Origin of the sequence: Micromonospora sp. NPDC050417, assembly GCF_044458865.1 — a bacterium.
GTDB lineage: Bacteria > Actinomycetota > Actinomycetes > Mycobacteriales > Micromonosporaceae > Micromonospora_G.
The window spans coordinates 107,929-126,578 of record NZ_JBITIH010000004.1 but is presented as its reverse complement, the minus strand read 5'-3'; the positions used below and the strand labels follow the sequence as shown (position 1 = coordinate 126,578).

Genomic DNA, 18,650 nt, shown 5'->3' with positions numbered 1-18,650 from the left:
TCCGAAGATCATGAATGCGGACCCGGTGATTATCACCCGGATAACGACTCATTCACCGGTTCGACTCCCAGCGACATTTCGGCGAGATCACCTTGCCGGAGGCCCAGCCTGCGCCCGTCGCCTGCCCAGCAAACGCGGAACCTAGCGGGCGCTGGTGGTGTTGACCTCGTCCTGCACCAGTTCGATGAGGTCCACGATCTTGGCGGCTACCCGCTCGCCGAACGGGGTGAGGCTGTATTCGACGTGCGGCGGGATGGTGGCCTGTACGTCCCGGTGGACCAGGCCGTCGCGTTCCAGCCCCTGAAGGGTCTGGGAGAGCATTTTCTCGCTGACCCCGTCGACCCGGCGACGCAACGCGTTGAAGCGGTAGGCGCCCTCGTGCAGGGCGGCCAGGGCGAGCATGCCCCACTTGCCGGCGAGGTTCTCCACGATGCGCCGGGACGAGCAGTCGCGTGCGAAGACGTCGGCGACCAAGGCGTCGTAGCCGTCGTACCCGTCGTCGGCTGCTGTGGGGGTGGCCATGGCACTACGGTAGCCGCCACGGGGGCACTGCGGGTGGTGACAGCGCTCACCAATCCCTTGGCACTGTCGAAAAGTTAGTACATGCTTCTGGGTGGGTAGTGGGACCGTCGAGTCAACCAAGGAGCAATCATGATCGCCGTTACCGGGGCTACCGGACATCTCGGCCAACTCGTCATCGACGAGCTGATCACGCGGGGCGTCCCCGCCGGTGAGATCGTCGCGGCCGTACGGAGCCCGGAGAAGGCGGCCGGTCTCGCCGAGCGCGGTGTGCAGGTTCGGCGCGCCGACTACAACGAACCGGAGAGCCTCGCCGCCGCGCTCGCCGGCGCCGAAAAGGTGCTCCTCATCTCCGGCAGCGAGGTCGGGCAGCGGGTGCCCCAGCACCGCAACGTCATCGAGGCGGCCAAGGCGGCCGGCGTACGGCTGCTGGCGTACACCGGCATCCTGAACGCCGACGTCACCGAGACCCGGCTGGCGGACGAGCACAAGGCGACTGAGGCGATCATCCGTGAGTCGGGTGTGCCGTTCGCCTTCCTGCGCAACGCCTTCTACTTCGAGGTCTACTCGGCCAACTTCCCGGCGGCTCTGGAGCACGGTGCGCTGGTCGACGCCGTCGGCGACGCCCAGCTCTCGGTCGCGACCCGGTCCGACTTCGCCGCCGCCGCGGCGGTCGTGCTCACCACCGAGGGGCACGAGAACAAGGTGTACGAGTTGGGTGGCGAGCCCGCCTTCACGATGGCCGAACTCGCCGCGGAGCTGACCCGGCAGAGCGGCCGGACCGTGGTCTACAACAACCTGACCGTGCCCGAGTACGCGGGCTTCCTGGCCAGTGTCGGTCTGCCGCAGGTGATCGCGGACATCTTCGCGGACGCGAGTGGCGGCGCGTCGCGCGGCGACGGGTTCACCAACAGTGGTGACCTGTCGCGCCTGCTGGGTCGCCCCACCACCCCGCTTGCCGACGCTGTCGCCGCCGCGCTCAAGGACCTTGGCTGACGGCACAACACCGCGCACCTGGGCGCCTCCGGTCTTCGGGCCGGAGGCGCCCAGGTGTCGTCTCCGTTCGGCCGCGAGAGTCGGGTCCGCAGCCCGCTAAATGACATGCAAAGTACCCGTGACGTTACGAGCTTGTTTCCGACATGAACGTTGGGTTACAGGTACTTCTGCATGATCCTTAACGCTCCTACGTTTCGGGCCACCGTCACCAGTCTGTGGCGGCCGTCACCCGAACGCGGAGGACAACGACGTGCGACAACCGAAAGCGCAATGGTCCGGACGAACCAGGCGCGGGGTCAGCATGCTGGCCACCGCGACACTGGTCGCGGCCGGCCTGACGAGCCTGGCAGGGAGCGCCACCGCCGCCCCGGCGGCCACCAGCGGACCGACCGCCCGCTACCTCGTCCAACTCGACGGCGAACCGCTCGCCACCTACACCGGCGGCGTCGCCGGGATCGCGGCCACCAAGCCGACCCAGGGCGGCAAGCTCAACCGGAACTCCGGCAGCGCCAAGGCGTACCGGGATCACCTGCGCCAGGAGCGCGACGCCGTACTGAAGGGTGTCGGTCTCTCGACCGGCAAGCCCACGGTCACGCTGGAGACCGCGTTCAACGGCTTCGCCGTGGAGCTGACCGGGCCGCAGGTCGCCCGGCTGCGCGCCACCCGAGGCGTGCGGGCGGTGTACGAGAACCGGAAGGTGCACGCCACCACCTCGCACACCCCGGACTACCTCGGCCTGACCGGCCAGGGCGGGGCATGGCAGCAGCAGTTCGGCGACGTCGCCCACGCGGGCGAGGGCACCATCGTCGGCGTCATCGACAGCGGCTTCTGGCCGGAGAGCGCGAGCTTCGCGCCGCTGCCCACGCCTCGGCCGGACCAGGCGATCATCGACGCCAAGTGGAAGGGCACCTGCGACGTCGGCATCGAGGCGCCGGTGAGCTGCAACAACAAGGTGATCGGTGCCCGCTGGTACAACGACAGCGGGATCGCCGACCTCTACCCCGACGACTTCTCCTCGCCCCGTGACCGCAACGGCCACGGCACCCACACGGCGAGCACCGCCGCCGGCAACCACGACGTGTCGGCGGTCTCGGCCGGCCAGGACCTCGGCAGGATCTCCGGCATGGCGCCGGCTGCCCGGATCTCGGTCTACAAGGCCCTGTACGACGACGGCGCCGGCTCGGCGAACGGCGCCGAGATCGACATCGTGCACGCCATCGACGACGCGGTCGCGGACGGCGTCGACGTGATCAACTACTCGATCGGTGACGACAGCGAGCGGTTCGGCGCGATCGACGCGGCGTTCCTCAACGCCGCCGCCGCCGGGGTATTCGTCGCCGCCGCCGCCGGCAACGCCGGTCCGACGGCCGGCACGGTGGACAACTCGACCCCGTGGGTCACCACGGTCGCCGCCAGCACCACCGACCGGCAGAACTCCCGCAAGCTCACCCTCGGCAACGGCACCGTGATCACCGGGGCGGGCCTGGGTGAGACCGGTGTCGGGTCGGCACCGCTGGTCTTCTCCCGGGTCAGCGGACCCAACCCCGAGGACACGTACAACGCCGAACTCTGCGCCGACGACTCGCTCGACCCGGCCAAGGTCAAGGGCGCCATCGTGCTCTGCATGCGCGGCGAGGTGCCGCGTACGGACAAGAGCATCGAGGTGGCCCGTGCCGGCGGTATCGGCATGGTGCTCTACAACGACACGCTGAACTCCCTCAACGCCGACGTGCAGACAGTGCCGACGGTGCACGTCAACGAGGTCGACCTCGCCACGATCAGCGCGTACGTCGCCGCCGGCAACGCCACGGCGACCATCTCGCCCTCCACCCTGGAGACGGTCGAAGGTCCCGGTGTCGCCGCGTTCTCCTCGGCGGGCCCGTCGAACATGAACGCCGGTGACCTGCTCAAGCCGGACATCAGCGCCCCCGGACAGGACATCGCCGCGGCGTTCTCCCCGGCCGGCGGCGGCAACAACTTCGCCCTGGAATCGGGTACGTCGATGGCCGCGCCGCACATCGCCGGCATCGCCGCCCTGCTGCTCGCCAAGCACCCCGACTGGTCGCCGGCGACGGTCCGCTCCGCGCTGATGACCAGCGCGGTCGACACCACCGACAAGGGCAACCCGATCAAGATCGGCACGTACGACGCCACCCCGCTCAACTACGGCGCCGGCCAGGTGCGCCCGGGTAGTGCCTTCGATCCGGGCCTGGTCTTCGACTCCGGTGTGAAGGACTGGATACGCTACCTCTGCGGCGTCGCCGCCCGTGGCACCGAGTACGTGGAGATGGAGGGCTGCGAGACCGTCGGCACGATCGACACCGCCCAGCTCAACTACCCCTCGATCTCGATGGGGCGGATGGTCGGCAAGCAGACGGTCATCCGTACGGTCACCAACGTCAGTGACGAGAACAGCACCTACACCTCCTCGGTGCAGGCGCCTCCGGGCTACTCGGTGAAGGTCACCCCGGCCAAGATCCACATTCGCCCTGGCAAGACCGAGAGCTTCAAGGTCGAGATCACCAACACCGGTGGCGCGTTCGACGCCTGGGTCGACGGCGCGCTGACCTGGAGTGACCAGTACCAGCACAACGTGCGGATCCCGCTGGTCGTACACAACTCGGGCCTGGTCACCGCCGACTCGATCACCGGCACCGGCACCTCCGGCGACGCCAAGATCGCCGCCGAGGTCGGCTACAAGGGTCAGCTCGTCTCCCAGCTCAGCGGCCTGACCGCGGGCACCGGCAACACGATCACCCTGGACGGCAACAGCCCCGCCTGGGACTGGAGCTCCTCCAACAACCTGCCGGTGCCGCTGCCCCCGTCGATCCACAAGAGCACCGTGCACGTGCCGGCCGGCACCATCAACCCGCACGTACGGGTGACGTCGAAGTTGCCCGCCTGCTCGGCCATCGACTGGGACGACGAAGAGGGCGTCATGCCCTGTGTGGAGTTCAGCGTCGACGTCTACGACACCGCCGGCACATTCGTCACCGCCACCGCCAGCGGTCGCGCCGGCGCCACGGTGACGCTGCCGGAAGGCGCCGGGGACTACATCCTCGTCGTCGAGCAGAACTTCGTCGAGAACCTGCCCGCCGGACAGGAGACGAACACGTACACCGTCACCACCTACCTGCCGGGCGCGTCGGGCGCCTCCACCGGCAAGCTCACCATCGACCCGAAGCAGCGCAGCGTGCAGGCGGGTGCCACGGCGAACCTGACCCTGCGTTGGTCGGGGCTCGTCCCGGGACAGCGCTACGTCGGATTCGTGACGTTCCGCAACGGCGACGGGCCGCTCAAGACCGTGCCGATCACGATCCAGTCCTGACGGTGCCATTGATCCGGCGGGCCGGGGCGTGACTCAGGTCACCCCCGGTCCGCCGGCCGGCCGTCGCCGTCCAAAGGGGTGATGTGCTCGCCCCACGGTGACGGACAGCGGTGAGGACAAGGCGCGGGGCGGCGGGGCTACATCCCCGATCCGCCCCGCACGGCTGCGCGGACCCGTCGAATTCGTCGGACGGTCGGCGGAGCTGACCCTGCTACGCCGACTCGTCGAATTCCCGCCGTGCCTGGTCCTGCTGGAGGGTGAACCCGGCATCGGCAAGAGCCGCCTGGTCGCCGAACTCCTCGCCGACCTGCCCGGACGCCGCCTCGTCGGCGAGTGCGACGACATACCCGAACCCTTCCCCCTCGGCGTGCTGCTCGACGCCGTACGGGCCAACGCCGACCAACTCGGCCCGCTCAACCCGGTCGCCGGTGCCCTCGCGCCGCTCCTGCCCGAACTGGCCGACGTCCTCCCCGCCGCACCCGCACCGCTGGGCGACCCGGCAGCCGAGCGGCACCGGCTGCTCCGGGCCCTCGCTGCGGTGCTGACCGCGCTGACCCCCGCCGTACTGGTGCTGGAGGACCTGCACTGGGCCGACCCGGCAACCTGCGAATTCCTCGGCTACCTCAGCAACCATCCGGTGGCCGACCTGGCCGTACTGGTGACCGCCCGTACCCCGGCACCCGGTGGCAGCACGCCGATCCACGACACCCTCGCGCGTACCCCGCCGTGGGCGGTCACCCGCGTCCCACTCGGCCCGCTCGACGCCGACGACGTACGCCGGCTCGCCGCCAGTACGCTGCGGCTCGACGATCCGCCACAGCGGTTGACCACCACCCTGTTCGACCGGACGGCCGGCATCCCGTTCGTGGTCGAGGAAGTGCTCCGTACGCTCGCCGAGCGGGGCGGTGACCCACTGGCCGACGACAGCGTCCCGTTCGTGCTGCGGGACGTACTGCTCTGGCGGCTGCGCCCACTCGACGAGGCCACCCGCGAAGTGCTCGGCGCCGCCGCCGCCCTGGGGATGGCACCGGACCGGCGCATCCTCGCCTCAGTCCTCGGACAGAACCGGGCGGCGGTCGACACCGCGCTGGCCACCGCACACCAGGCCGGGCTGCTGCACGACGCCGGGGACGGCAGACGATTCCGGCACGACCTGGCCCGGCAGGTCGTCTACGACCTGGTTCCCAAGGAGACCCGGGAGTGGATGCACCTGCGCATCGCACGGGTGCTGGAACAGGAACTGCCCCGGCCGGTCGCCCAACTGGCGCACCACTACCGGCTGGCCGGCAGCGGCGCCGACTTCGTCCGCAACGCCGAAGCCGCCGCCGACCTCGCCACCGAACGCGGCGACGACGCGACCGCCGCCGGCTTCCTGCTCCAGACCATGGACGTGGCCGAGCTACCCCGACCCGTACGCGCCCGGCTCGCCGCCAAGCTCGGTCGGTCAGCCATCGACGGGCTCAGCCAGGCGGCGGCGATCCCGGTGCTGGAGCGGCTCCTGGCGGACCGGCGGCTGCCACCCGGAGCCCGGGGCGAACTGGGTCTGGTGCTCGGGCGGATGCTCCGTCAGCAGGGCGAGGCGCTGCGCGGGTACGCCGAAATCGAGCGCGCTGTGCCGTACCTTCGGGCACCCCGCCGCCGGGCCCCGGCCCTCGCGGTGCTGGCGGCCCCGGACACGGTCGTCGGCCGGCACGTCGACCACCACCTGGCCCAGTGTGTGGAGGCGGAAGCCGCCGCGGCGGCCAGCGGTGACCCGGCCGCCGACCTCGCCGTTCGCATCGCCCGAGCCTCACTGCTGCTGGAACTCGGCGATCCGGCCGCCTGGGCGGTCATCGCGGAGCTGCGCGCCGGCGCGGCGCTGGCCGAACGCCCCCGGGAACACGCGCGTGCCTGCCTGAACTGGGCGCAGGGCGCGATGCACGCCGGGCACCTGGAACAGGCCGCCGCGCTCCTCGCGAGCGGCCGGGAACTGGTCGAGGAGACCGGGTACGAGCGGTTGACCGCCCTGGTGGAGGCGACCGAACTGTCGCTGGACCGAGCTGCGGGGCGGTTCGACGGGCTGGCCGAGCGGCTCACCCGGTTGGTTGCCGCCACGGAGCGGATGCCGGTCACCCTGCTCGACGCACGCGTCGAACTGGCAACCGTGCTGGCACGTACGGCGACCGGCGGCGCGGTGGAGCCGGCCGAGCGGGCGCTGCGGGAGGTGATCGCCGACGCCCGGCGGGTCGGTGCGATCTGGCCGCTGGTGCAGGCGCTCTCGGCGTTGGCCCGGTTGACCCTCCCGGGCCAACCGGACGAGGCCGTCCGGCACGCGACCGATGCCCTGACGCTGGTGCGGGGCAAGGGAATCTGGGCATGGGCCGCCGATGCGGTTCTGGTGCTGGCCGAGGCGGCCGTGGCGGCGGGCGAACCGGCGCGGGCCACGGCGGCGGTGGGGGAGCTGGCGGCCGGCATCGAGGGCCGGGACGCACCCGTCGCCGTGGCCGTGCTGCGCCGGTGCCAGGAACTGGTCCCCGGCTGAAGCGGGACCTGCCCCCGGCGACCCGACGCGTGGAGCGTGCCCGAGCCGGGTTACTACAGCTCACCGCCGTACGTGGCCTGGTAGATCAGCCGTCCCAGCCGCTGGTGCAGGTGGTGGGCCTGTTGCAGGGAGAGCATGACCTGACCCCAGCCGTACCCGTCCGCGGTGGCGTCGGGCTGGTGCAGGTGGACCAGGACGCTCGGCTGGGACACGTCGTCCTCGTCCACGGTGGACATGTTCGTGAAGGAGACGCGCCCGTCGGCGTCGGCGCCCCACTCGCCGACCTCGATGCCGTAGCCGGCGCTGTACTCCGCCCAACGCTCTTCCCAACGCTGCTGCTCGACCTCCCGCCAGCGGATGTCCTCGCTGGACGTACCCGCGCCGGAGGTACCCGTGTCCGTTTCAGCACTCATCGTCGCTCCTTGCCGCTTTCCTGCGAGCCGGGAACGTACCAACCGCCGCGACGACGCGCCTGCCCGCCGCTCGGTTGACTGTCCGTGTTCGACCTCACAGCCGATGCCGCGCATGCCCGGTCCGTACCGGCTCCGGATCTACCCTTCCGAGGGGCAATTTGTTCGGCTTCGGGGGGAAGCGGGCGCCGCACGACCGGCCGCGCAGGCGGGGCGGCGGGGCGTACGTGCCGGTTTTCCGGCGAGCTGCCCGACAGGCGGGGGAGGGGGCACGAGCATGGCTGCTGACCAGGGACTTCGGCTCGCGGTGCTGGGTCCGGTACGGGCCTGGCGGAACGGACGGGAGATAGACCTCGGATCGCCGCAACAGCGGGCGGTGCTGGCGATCCTGCTGCTGAGCGACGGCGTGCAGGTCTCGCCCGAAACTCTGGTCGACGGTGTGTGGGGAGACGACCCGCCGCGTACGGCAGTCGGGACCGTACGAACCTACGTCTACCGACTCCGCAAGGTGCTGGGCGGCGACGGGTCACCCCTGGCCATCGAATCGGTCGCCGGCGGTTATGTCGTACGCGTCCCGCCCGAGGTCCTCGACCTCGGCATGTTCCGCCACCGGGCGTCGCAGGCCCGGGAGGCCCGACGCGCCGGTGACCTGGCGCGGGCGGCGACCGAACTGCGCGACGCCCTCAACCTGTGGCAGGGCACACCACTGGCGGGTGTCAACGGGTCCTTTGCCGACGCGCGCCGCACCGGCCTGCGGTCGCTGCGGCTCGCCGCGATCGAGGGGCGGTTCGACCTCGACATCCAACTCGGTTGCCACCACCAGGCGGCACTTGAGTTGACCGAGCTGGTCGCGGAGCACCCGCTTCGCGAGCGGCTGCGCGAACTGCTCATGCTGGCGCTGTACCGGTCGGGTCAGCAGGCCGAGGCGATCGACGTCTACCAGGACGCCCGTCGTCTGTTCGCCGAGGAGTTGGGCATCGACCCGGGGCCGGCACTGCAGGACCTCTACCGGCGGATTCTCGTCGCGGACCGGGAGTTGGACGCCGTGCCGGCCGGCGTGCCAGAGTCGAACCGGCCGATCTTCGCGCCGTCCCAGCTTCCGCCGGACCTGCCGGACTTCATCGGACGCGCCGACCTCCTGGCCTGCGCCGCCCACCTGTTGACCCGCCCCGACGCGAGCACGGTGCTCGGCATCGACGGGCTGGCCGGGGTGGGCAAGACCGTCTTCGCCGTCCATCTGGCGCACGCGGTGCGAAACTCCTTCCCTGACGGGCAGGTCTACGTCGACCTCACCGACGAGGGCGGCCAGCCGGTCGGTCCGGGTTCGGTGCTGGAATTCCTGCTTCAGGCGTTCGGCGTCCCGCCCCGCGAACTGCCGGAGAGCGTCGGTCAGCGGTCGGCCCTCTGGTGGAGCCTGCTTCGCGGCCGGCGGGCACTCGTCATCCTGGACGACGCACGGCACAGTGCGCAGGTTCGTGAGCTGCTGGCGATGTCGCCCGGCTGCGCCATGGTCGTCATCGGTCAGCGTCGACTTGTCGACCTGCCCGTCTCACACTGGCTGAGGCTGGAGGTGCTGGAGCCGGACGAGGCGTTGGCTCTCTTCGAGCGGGTCGCCGGCACCGACCGGGTGCGCGACGACCTCGACATGGTGACCCGGCTGACGGGAAAGTTCTCGTACCTGCCGCTGCCGGTGCGGATGGCCGCCGCGCGGCTCGCGAGCAGACCCCGGGGCAGCCTGGCGGTCATCGAGCACTACCTGTATGTGGACAAGTACATCAACGGTGATCCGGATCATGTGGTGTTCGAGGACTGCCGGATCGCCGCCGCCCCGGTCGAGCGGGCGTACCGGCGGCTGGACGACACGCAGGCCCGCGCCTTCCGGCTGTTGGCTCTGGTCGATGCCCCGGACGTGTCGATCAGGTCGGCGGCGGCGACCCTCGACGTCGAGCCGGACATCGCGGTGACGGTCCTTGAGTCCCTCGCCGACCTGCACCTGATCGAGCCGGACGGCGCACGTCGCTACCACTACCTCGGCCTGATCCGACCCTGGGCACGACGGCAGGCGTTCTACCAGGACGGCACCGCCGCGTGTGACGCGGCAATCGCCAGATATGTCGGCTTTATGCTCGCCAGTGCGTCCAACGCCCTGACCATGGTCGGTGCGGCGGCGTCCGGGATGCGGGTGCGCGACGGCGCCGGCCTCACCTTCCACGACCGGGAGGCCGCCGGAACGTGGCTGTCGGAGCGCCGCCGGCACCTGCTCACCGGGATCGACCAGGGCGAGGCGAACCCGACCGTGGCGCGGGCGCTGCACCGGGAACTGGCGATGGTCGCCCAGGCCATCCGCACCGACCCGGCGGCGCTGCGGGCCGTCGCGTGACCTTCCGGTCAGGGCAGGGGCGGCCGACTGTGTCCACACGTCGTCCATCAGTCGTCGATCGCGCGGTGGTGGGATCGCCTCGTCGCCAGATTCTGATACGCGACGCGAAACGATCGACCTTGGAGCGACATGCCCACGCCATCTTCCCGGCCTGACGGGGTCCAGATTCAGCGCCACGAGGCGGACGAACTCGGTGCCGAGGTCACCGGCACCGTCTTCCTGCCCGGTGACGCCGGCTACGAGCAGGAGTGCGCCGCGTACAACCTCGCCTGCCCGCACCACCCGGCCCTGGTGGTGGGTGCGGTCAACGCCGCGGACGTGCAGGCGGCGGTACGGTTCGCGGCGCGGCGGGGCCTGCCCGTCGCCGTCATGGCCACCGGCCACGGAACCCCCATGACCTCGGACGGGGCGGTGCTGATCGCCACCCGCCGAATGGACACCGTCACCATCGACGAGGCGAACTGGGCTGCCCGGGTCGAGGCCGGCACCCGCTGGGAGCAGGTTGTCGCGGCAGCCGCGCCGTTCGGCCTGGCGCCCCTCAACGGTGCCTCCCCGACGGTCGGGGTGGTCGGCTACACGCTCGGCGGCGGCCTCGGCCCGTTGAGCCGCGCGTACGGGTACGCCTCCGACCGGGTGCGCGCCATCGACCTGGTCACCGCCGACGGCGAGCTGCGCCGGGTGACCCCGGAGAGCGAGCCGGACCTGTTCTGGGCACTGCGCGGCGGCAAGGGGAACTTCGGCGTCGTCACCGCCCTGGAGTTCGACCTCGTAGCGATGCCGTACTTCTACGGCGGTGGCCTCTTCTTCCCCGGCGAGTACGCCCCGCAGGTGCTGAACGCCTGGCGGGAGTGGGTCGCGACGGTTCCGGACGAGATGACCTCCTCGGTCGCGTTGCTCCGGCTGCCGCCCCTGCCCGAGGTGCCCGAGCCGCTGCGGGGACGGCTGAGCGTGCACGTGCGCATCGCGTACGCGGGCCCCGCCGCCGACGCGGAGCCGTTGGTCGAGCCACTGCGGGCGGTCGCCCCGGCCATCATCGACACGGTCGGCGAGATGCCATACGCGGCGGTCGGTTCGATCCACGCCGACCCGCCTGCGCCGATTCCCACCTATGACCGGTCCGTGCTGCTGCGGGACTTCCCGGCGGAGGCGGTCGACACCATCGTCGAGCTGGCTGGATTGAACGCCGACTGCCCGCTGGTGCTGGTCGAGATCCGGCACCTCGGCGGTGCCCTGGCGCGTCCCGGCGGCTCGCCGAGCGCGATCGACCACCACCAGCTTCCGTTCCTGTTCTACACCGTGGGCATCGCCGGCCCCGACCGGGCGGACGCGGTCGACGCGTACGCCGCGAAGCTGCTCCAGAACCTGGCCCCGTGGGACAGCGGACGTCGTTTCGTCAACTTCCTCACCGCCGCCGACGCCACCGTCGAGGGTGTCCGGGGCGCCTACGACCCCGCCACCTACGAGCGGCTGCGGGCGGTCAAGGCGAGCTACGACCCGGAGAACCTGTTCCGGGTGAACCAGAACATCGAGCCGCTGCCGAACGCCTGACGGTGACGCTGCGGGCCGGTTGAACAGAGCGAGCCCGTACCTCGACGTTGAGGTACGGGCTCGCTCTCGGCCCGGGAGGGGCCGTACGGGCGTCAGTGCGTGGGTGCCGGGGTGCTCGCCGCCTTCTCCTCGGCGGCGAGGCGTTCGGTGCCGCTCAGCGTGCTCAGCGGCTTCTCCTTGATGAACACCACGGCGACGAACGCCAGCAGCGCGATCGGCGCGCCGACCAGGAACAGGTCGGCGGTGGCGGTGCCGTAGACGTCCTGCACGATCCGGAGCACCGGCTCGGGAAGGGTGCTCAGGTCGGGTACGGCGGCGGTGCCGCTGCCGCCGTCGGGCGCCGGGCCGAGCTTCTCGCTGAGCAGCGAGGTGACCCGGTTGGCCAGGACCGCGCCGAGGGCGCTCACCCCGATCGCACCACCCATGCTGCGGAAGAAGGTCAGCGCGGAGGTGGTCGCGCCGAGTTCGTTCGCCGGCACGTCGTTCTGGGCGGCGAGGACCAGGTTCTGCATCAGCATGCCGACGCCGATGCCGAGCACCGCCATGTAGATCGAGAGCACGAGCACGCTGGTACGGGCGTCGATGGTGCCGAGCAGGACCATGCCGGCGGTCATGATGGCGCCACCGGCCACCAGGTACATCTTCCACCGGCCGTACTTCGTGATGAGCTGGCCGGCGATGGTGGACGAGACCAGCAGACCGAAGATCATCGGCAGGCTCATCAGACCCGCCACGGTCGGCGACTTGCCGAGCGACACCTGGAAGTACTGCGACAGGAAGACGGTGCCGCCGAACATCGCCACACCGACCAGCACGCTTGCGACGGTGGCCAGCGAAACGGTGCGGTTGCGGAAGATGCCGAGCGGGATGATCGGTTCGGCCACCCGCGACTCGACCCAGATCGCCAGTGCCAGCAGCACCAGGCCACCACCGACCATCAGTGCGGTCCAGCCCGAACCCCAGGCGAACTTGTGCCCGGCCAGGGAGGACCAGACCAGCAGGGTGGAGACGCCCGAGATGATGAGCAGCGCGCCGAACCAGTCGATGCTGACCTTCCGACGTACGACCGGCAGGTGCAGCGTGCGCTGGAGCAGGAAGATCGAGAGCAGGGTGAACGGTACGCCGATCAGGAAGCACCAACGCCAGCCCAGCCACGAGGTGTCGACCAGTACGCCGCCGATCAGCGGCCCGGCGATGGTGGCGACTCCGAAGACGGCGCCGAAGATGCCGGAGTAGCGACCCAGTTCGCGGGGCGGGATCATCGCCGCCATGACGATCAGGGCGAGCGCGCTCATGCCGCCCGCGCCGATGCCCTGCACGATCCGGCTGACCAGCAGCACCTCGACGTTCGGGGTGAAGCCGGCGATCAACGAGCCGGCCACGAAGAGACCGAGCGAGAGCTGGATCAGCAGCTTCTTGCTGTAGAGGTCGGCCATCTTGCCCCAGAGCGGGACGGTGGCGGTCATCGCCAGCAGTTCGCTGGTGACGATCCAGGTGTAGACGGTCTGGCTGCCGTGCAGGTCGGCGATGATGCGTGGCAGCGCGTTCGCCACCACCGTCGAGGCGAGAATCGACACGAACATGCCGACCATCAGGCCGGAGAGTGCCTGGAGCACTTCCCGGTGGGACATGCGCCCGGAGCCGGCCTCGGGGTCGGCGTCGGTGTTGTCGGCTGGCGCGGCGGTTGTGGTCATCGACGCTTCCTCACTGTGGAACAGGGTTGGTGCGCCCCGGTGTGCGTACCGGTGCGGAACGTGTGGGTCAGGAGGCGGATCGGGGATCGGGCAGGCCGGCGGCGATCCCGGAGAACGCCTCGTCGACCAGGTCGGCGAGGGAGAGCGTGCCGGCGCTGCGCGCCCAGCGCATCATCGCGACCCGGAACGCGGCGCCGGTGACGGCGACGACCAGGGCCGGGTAGCCCTGCTCTGGTTCGATGCCGAGCCGTGCGGCGAGGGCGTCGGTCATGGCCTGTTCGGTCTCGGTGCTGCTGGCGACCAGACGGGGGAGCAGCGCCGGGTTCCGATGGATGACCTCCATCCGGAGCAGCCACAGGGGGGCGTCGGCCTGCATCTCGTCGATGATCTCCGCGAGGGCGAGCCGGACCGCGTCCAGCGCGGGCACCTCCAGCGGTGCGGCGTGCAGCGCCGCCAGCACCCGGGCGATGTCGACCGCCTGGTCGCCGAGGAGCGCGTCGTCCTTGGACGAGAAGTAGTTGAAGAACGTACGCGTGGAGACGTCGACGGCCTCGCTGATCTCCTCGACGGTGACCTGGTCGAGTCCGCGTTCGGCGACCAGGCGCAGCGCGGCGGCGGCCAGGGCGTCCCTGGTCTGCCGCTTCTTGCGGTCCCGGCGCCCGGTGGCGGCGTCGTCGGAGGTGGTCACCAGGCGACGGTACGAACAAACTTGCAGGCCGCGCAAACTTTTATCGGACGAAGTGATACTCGCCACCTCTCCTCGTTCGGTTGTCGTGACCGCAGCTCAGAGCTATTGTCCTGGACATGTCTGGACAGGTTATCCGGCTCAAGCACCAGCGGATCGCCGACGAGCTGGCCCGGGACATCCGGGGCGGCCGGCTCGCCAACGGCGCCCAGCTCCCCGGCGAGCACGCGCTCGCCGCGCGCTTCGACGTGAGCCGGAACACGGTACGGCAGGCCCTGACCGAACTCGGCAAACGCGGGCTCATCTCCACCCACTCCGGAAAGGGCTCGTTCGTCACCTTCGACGGCCGTACGCTCGACGACCGGCTCGGCTGGGCCCGCGCCCTCGCCGAACAGGGGGTGCCGACGACCGTACGGGTGCTCCGCCTCGAACTGGTCCACGAACCCGAACTCGCCGCCCGTTTCGACCTATCCGCCACCGAGTACGTCGCCGTCGACCGGCTCCGGTCCCTCGCCGACGGCCCCGCCATCTCGATCGAACGCAGCCGCATCCCCGCCGTCGGAGAGCTGCGGAAACTGCCCGAACGCGGCCTCAGTGGCTCGCTCTACGCCGCCCTACGCGACGCCGGCCTGGTGCCGGACCGGGGCGAGGAGTGGGTCGAGCTGACCCGGGCCACCGACGACGACGCCGAACTGCTCGGCTGCGCCGCCGGCAAGCTCTGGCTGCACACCCGCCGACTCAGCCGCGACTCCCGGGGCGACCTGGTCGAACACGTCGAGAGCCTGCTCGACCCCGAGCGGTTCCGACTGCACCTGCGCTTCGGTGGGGAGTCGGCATGACCACCTCGACCACACCCGCCGTCGCGGCACGGGCGGTCGCCGCGCTGACTGGACTCGCCATCGGCGACGCACTCGGCATGCCCACCCAGTCCCTGCCCCGCGAGCGGATCAAGGAACGGTACGGCCGGCTCACCGGCTTCGAATCCGGACCGGCGGACCAGCCCATCGCCCCCGGCATGCCGGCCGGCTCCGTCACCGACGACACCGAACAGGCGGTCCTGCTCGGCCGGCTGCTGCTCGACGGCGGCGGCCGGATCGACGGGCACCGGCTCGCCGCCGAACTGCTCGCCTGGGAGGACGAGATGCGCCGCCGGGGCTCACTCGACCTGCTCGGCCCCTCCACCCGGGCCGCCGTCGCCGCTGTCGCCGCCGGCCGCCCGATCGAGGAAGCCGGCCGGTACGGCACCACCAACGGCGCCGCGATGCGGATCACCCCGGTCGGCATCGCCGTACCTCCGAAGGACCTGGACCGGCTCGTGGACCGGGTCGTCGAGGCAAGCTGGGTCACCCACAACACCGGGGTCGCGCTCGCCGGCGCGGCGGCCGTCGCCGCCGCCGTCAGCGCCGCCCTCGACGGCGCCGACCTCACCACCGCGACCGCGACCGCGATACGCGCGGCCGAACTCGCCGCCACCCGGGGAAACTGGATCGCCGCCGCCGACATCGGCGCCCGGATCGACTGGGCCACCCGCCTCGTCGCCGGCCAGCCGCCGGAACAGGCCGCCGAACTGATCTACCGCCTGGTCGGCACCAGCGTCGCCACCCAGGAATCGGTACCGGCCGCCTTCGCGGTCCTCGCCGTCCACCCGGACGACCCCTGGCGAGCCGTCCTGCTCGCCGCCTCTCTCGGCGGCGACTGCGACACCATCGCCGCCATCGTCGGAGCCATCGCCGGTGCCGCCCACGGTGCCGACGCCTGGCCACCCGCCGCGCTGCACACCATCGACGCGGTGAACCACCTTCCGTTGCACGAAATGGCGATCAACCTGCTCGCCCTCCGTCAGGACGCCGACCCCGGTCAGCACCCTGACGCCGGAGACCGCAGGGGAAAGGCAGGACAATGATGTCCGCGACCGAACTGGCCGGAACCGCTCCGGCCGAGGCCAACCGGATCGGAGCCATCGAAACCCGAGGCATCGAACCGGTACCCGCCGACGAACGTACGGGCGGACCACGCCAACTCTTCTGGGTGTGGTTCGCGGCCAACATCTCGATCCTGGGACTACCGCTCGGCGCGACCCTGGTCGCCCTGCGCGGCATGAACATCTGGCAGGCGCTGCTCGTCGCCGCGCTCGGCTCCTTCGGCTCCTTCGCGCTGGTCGGCCTGATCAGCGTCGCCGGCAAATGGGGCGGGGCACCGAGCATGACGCTCTCCCGGGCGGTCTTCGGCCCCCGGGGCAACCACGGGCCGACCGTCGTGTCGTGGCTGTCCCGGGTCGGCTGGGAGACGGTCAACACCACCACCGCCGCGTACGCGCTGCTGGCCCTGATCAGCATCATCTTCGGGGTTGGCGCCAACTCCGTACTGACCGTCGTCAGCCTGCTCGTCTTCGTCGCGCTGACCCTGGTCGTCTCCGGACTCGGACACGCCACCCTGGTCTGGATCCAGCAGTGGGCGACGTACCTCTTCGGTGCACTGAACATCCTCGTCGGCGCGTTTCTGATCACGAAGGTGAACTGGGACGCGGTGGCGCACGCCCCGGCCGCCCCGGTCAGCGTGGTCGTCGCCGGGATCGGCGTGATTGCCGCCGGCACCGGTATCGGCTGGGCGAACGCGGGCGCGGACATGGCCCGCTACCAGCACCGGCACGTACCGGGTCGGCGGATCGTGGCAGCCGCTTCGGTCGGTGCCGGGGTGCCGCTCTTCCTGCTCATCGGCCTCGGTGGGCTGCTCTCTGCCGGTGACGGCAGCCTCGCCTCGGCGAGCGACCCGGTCTCCGCGATCCAGGTGATGCTGCCGTCGTGGATGGCGGTGCCGTACCTGCTCGCCGCCTTCGGAGGGCTGCTGCTCTCCAACAACCTCTCCGTCTACTCGGCCGGACTGACGATGATCACGCTCGGCGTACGGGCCCGCCGGGTGGTGGCCGTCGGGCTGGACATCGTGCTGACCCTGGCCGGCGGCATCTACTTCATGCTGATCGCCGGGGACTTCTACGGACCGTTCATCACCTTCATCTCGCTGCTCGCCGTACCGATCACCGCCTGGGTCGCGGTCTTCCTCGCCGACATGCTCTTCCGCCGGCACTACGACCCGCGCGGGCTGATGGACACCGGCGCCACCGGCGTCTACTGGTACCGGGGCGGATTCCGCTGGTCCGCGGTGCTGCCCTGGGTCGCCGGCATCGTCGTCGGCCTGCTCTTCACCACCGCCTCCACCTCGCCGACCGACGTCTGGTTCAGCGGGCCGCTCGCGGACTCCTGGATGGGGACCAACGGACTCGGCTGGGTCGCCGCGTTTGTCGTGGCCGGCGGGCTCTACCTGCTCTTCGGCGCGACGACCGCCCGCCGGTCCGGCGTGATGTCCCGACCCGACCCGACCACCCTGCCCACCGCCCGCACCGACGGCGAACCCGCGGCGGTGCGGCCGTGACCGTGCCCGGCGCGGCAGTCACCGGTACGGCCGTGACCGTGCCGATTACGGCGGTTACCGGTACGGCCGCGACCGCGCCAACCGGCGCGGTTACCGAAGCCCCGGTGGTGCACCGGCAGGACGTGCCGGCCCGGCTGGTGCACACGGGCAACGTCGTCGTCGACGTGGTGATGTACCTGCCCCGGCTCCCCGAGAGCGGCGGTGACGTGCTCGCCTCGGAGAGCCGGATCACCGCCGGGGGCGGACTCAACGTGATGGTCGCCGCCGCACGCCAGGGACTGGCCGTCGCGTACGCGGGCAGGCACGGCACCGGACCCTTCGCCGACCTGGCCCGACGGCAGCTCGCCGAGGCCGGCATCGAGGTGATCCAGCCACCGTCGCCCGAGTTCGACACCGGGTTCAGCGTGGCGATGGTCGACCCCTCCGGGGAGCGGACCTTCGCCACCAGCCTCGGTGCGGAGGCCCGGCTCGCCCCGGCCGACCTCGTCCGGATCGTCACCCGTCCCGGCGACATCGTCTACGTCTCCGGTTACAGCCTGGCGTACCCGTCGAACGGTGCCGCGCTCGCCGAATGGCTCCCCACCCTCGGTCCGGAGGTCACCGTCATCGTCGACCCCGGCCCGCTGGTCGCCGAGATCCCGGCCCCGGTGCTGGCGGCGGCCCTGGCCCGCGCCGACTGGTGGAGTGGCAACGAGCGGGAGGCGCGACTGCTCACCGGCCACGCCGACCCGACCGCCGCGGCGACGGCACTCGCCACCCGGACCGGGCGGGCCGGGGTGCTGGTCCGGACCGGGCCGGACGGTGCCGTACTGGTGGTGGCCGGTGGGGACGGGCCGGTTGTCGTGCCGGCGTTCCCGGTGGAGGTGGTGGACACCAACGGTGCCGGGGACGCCCACGTCGGAGCCTTCGTGGCGGCGCTCGCCCGAGGGCTCGACCCGGTCGAGGCGGTACGCCGAGCGAACGCCGCCGCCGCATTCGCCGTCACCCGTAGGGGCGGCCCCCCCCCCCCCCCCCCCCCCCCCCCCCCCCCCCCCCCCCCCGGGGGGGGGGGGGCGGCGGGGGGGGGGGGGGGGCCCCCCCCTGTGGGTGTATACCTGCACCACGTAGGGGATGTCCCGTTTGGTCAGGCCGTGGCGGAAC

At 71.3% G+C, this 18,650-nt stretch carries 13 protein-coding genes; 9 read left to right on the top strand and 4 right to left on the bottom strand.

All coding sequences use genetic code 11. The features are described from left to right. Window positions 1–141 precede the first annotated feature (141 nt). On the bottom strand, window positions 142–522 hold the full coding sequence (locus ACIBF5_RS07450) for a winged helix-turn-helix transcriptional regulator (RefSeq protein WP_396809077.1): 381 nt from the start codon (window positions 520–522) through the stop codon (window positions 142–144). A 129-nt stretch (window positions 523–651) separates the two neighbouring features. Here ACIBF5_RS07450 and ACIBF5_RS07445 point away from each other — a divergent pair, with 129 nt between their 5' ends. From ACIBF5_RS07445 to ACIBF5_RS07435, 3 genes are all read left to right on the top strand, one after another. Next, complete coding sequence (locus tag ACIBF5_RS07445; RefSeq protein ID WP_396809075.1) at window positions 652–1,515, top strand: SDR family oxidoreductase; 864 nt, start codon at window positions 652–654, stop codon at window positions 1,513–1,515. Window positions 1,516–1,765: 250 nt separating this feature from the next. Then, on the top strand, window positions 1,766–4,843 hold the full coding sequence (locus ACIBF5_RS07440; protein ID WP_396809073.1) for a S8 family serine peptidase: 3,078 nt from the start codon (window positions 1,766–1,768) through the stop codon (window positions 4,841–4,843). A gap of 97 nt (window positions 4,844–4,940) precedes the next feature. Continuing rightward, window positions 4,941–7,364, top strand: a complete 2,424-nt coding sequence (locus ACIBF5_RS07435) for an ATP-binding protein (protein WP_396809071.1) — start codon at window positions 4,941–4,943, stop codon at window positions 7,362–7,364. A gap of 53 nt (window positions 7,365–7,417) precedes the next feature. On the opposite strand, the gene ACIBF5_RS07430 is transcribed toward ACIBF5_RS07435, so the two are convergent. After that, entirely contained in the window at window positions 7,418–7,777 is a 360-nt protein-coding gene (locus tag ACIBF5_RS07430; RefSeq protein WP_396809070.1) for a hypothetical protein, read from the bottom strand. 274 nt (window positions 7,778–8,051) lie between these two features. Here ACIBF5_RS07430 and ACIBF5_RS07425 point away from each other — a divergent pair, with 274 nt between their 5' ends. Together ACIBF5_RS07425 and ACIBF5_RS07420 are read left to right on the top strand one after the other, a co-directional pair. Continuing rightward, the gene (locus ACIBF5_RS07425) at window positions 8,052–10,154 is read left to right on the top strand and encodes a BTAD domain-containing putative transcriptional regulator (RefSeq protein ID WP_396809068.1); all 2,103 of its coding nucleotides are present in this window, start codon (window positions 8,052–8,054) and stop codon (window positions 10,152–10,154) included. Window positions 10,155–10,283: 129 nt separating this feature from the next. Continuing rightward, on the top strand, window positions 10,284–11,702 hold the full coding sequence (locus ACIBF5_RS07420; protein ID WP_396809066.1) for an FAD-binding oxidoreductase: 1,419 nt from the start codon (window positions 10,284–10,286) through the stop codon (window positions 11,700–11,702). Window positions 11,703–11,794: 92 nt separating this feature from the next. Here the strand turns inward: ACIBF5_RS07420 and ACIBF5_RS07415 are convergent, their stop codons facing one another. Beyond that, window positions 11,795–13,396, bottom strand: coding sequence for an MDR family MFS transporter (locus tag ACIBF5_RS07415; protein ID WP_396809064.1), 1,602 nt, complete (start codon window positions 13,394–13,396; stop codon window positions 11,795–11,797). A gap of 67 nt (window positions 13,397–13,463) precedes the next feature. Further along, the gene (locus ACIBF5_RS07410) at window positions 13,464–14,084 is read right to left on the bottom strand and encodes a TetR family transcriptional regulator (RefSeq protein ID WP_396809062.1); all 621 of its coding nucleotides are present in this window, start codon (window positions 14,082–14,084) and stop codon (window positions 13,464–13,466) included. A 116-nt stretch (window positions 14,085–14,200) separates the two neighbouring features. Here ACIBF5_RS07410 and ACIBF5_RS07405 point away from each other — a divergent pair, with 116 nt between their 5' ends. The 4 genes from ACIBF5_RS07405 to ACIBF5_RS07390 form a co-directional block, all read left to right on the top strand. After that, complete coding sequence (locus tag ACIBF5_RS07405; RefSeq protein ID WP_396809060.1) at window positions 14,201–14,920, top strand: GntR family transcriptional regulator; 720 nt, start codon at window positions 14,201–14,203, stop codon at window positions 14,918–14,920. Continuing rightward, window positions 14,917–15,984, top strand: coding sequence for an ADP-ribosylglycohydrolase family protein (locus tag ACIBF5_RS07400; RefSeq protein WP_396809058.1), 1,068 nt, complete (start codon window positions 14,917–14,919; stop codon window positions 15,982–15,984). The genes ACIBF5_RS07405 and ACIBF5_RS07400 overlap by 4 nt, the downstream gene beginning before the upstream one ends. Then, window positions 15,984–17,510 (top strand): purine-cytosine permease family protein, encoded by a 1,527-nt coding sequence (locus ACIBF5_RS07395; RefSeq protein WP_396809056.1) that lies wholly within the window; start codon window positions 15,984–15,986, stop codon window positions 17,508–17,510. The genes ACIBF5_RS07400 and ACIBF5_RS07395 overlap by 1 nt, the downstream gene beginning before the upstream one ends. After that, the coding region (locus ACIBF5_RS07390; RefSeq protein WP_396809054.1) for a PfkB family carbohydrate kinase at window positions 17,507–18,650 on the top strand (1,144 nt) is incomplete at its 3' end. The genes ACIBF5_RS07395 and ACIBF5_RS07390, both read left to right, overlap by 4 nt.

Bases quoted from the DNA above. Each gene is read 5' to 3' on its own strand.
- ACIBF5_RS07395 (WP_396809056.1), top strand. From the start codon at position 15,984: ATGTCCGCGACCGAACTGGCCGGAACCGCTCCGGCCGAGGCCAACCGG.
- ACIBF5_RS07420 (WP_396809066.1), top strand. From the start codon at position 10,284: ATGCCCACGCCATCTTCCCGGCCTGACGGGGTCCAGATTCAGCGCCAC.
- ACIBF5_RS07445 (WP_396809075.1), top strand. From the start codon at position 652: ATGATCGCCGTTACCGGGGCTACCGGACATCTCGGCCAACTCGTCATC.
- ACIBF5_RS07405 (WP_396809060.1), top strand. From the start codon at position 14,201: ATGTCTGGACAGGTTATCCGGCTCAAGCACCAGCGGATCGCCGACGAG.
- ACIBF5_RS07415 (WP_396809064.1), bottom strand. From the start codon at position 13,396: ATGACCACAACCGCCGCGCCAGCCGACAACACCGACGCCGACCCCGAG.
- ACIBF5_RS07400 (WP_396809058.1), top strand. From the start codon at position 14,917: ATGACCACCTCGACCACACCCGCCGTCGCGGCACGGGCGGTCGCCGCG.
- ACIBF5_RS07430 (WP_396809070.1), bottom strand. From the start codon at position 7,777: ATGAGTGCTGAAACGGACACGGGTACCTCCGGCGCGGGTACGTCCAGC.
- ACIBF5_RS07450 (WP_396809077.1), bottom strand. From the start codon at position 522: ATGGCCACCCCCACAGCAGCCGACGACGGGTACGACGGCTACGACGCC.
- ACIBF5_RS07425 (WP_396809068.1), top strand. From the start codon at position 8,052: ATGGCTGCTGACCAGGGACTTCGGCTCGCGGTGCTGGGTCCGGTACGG.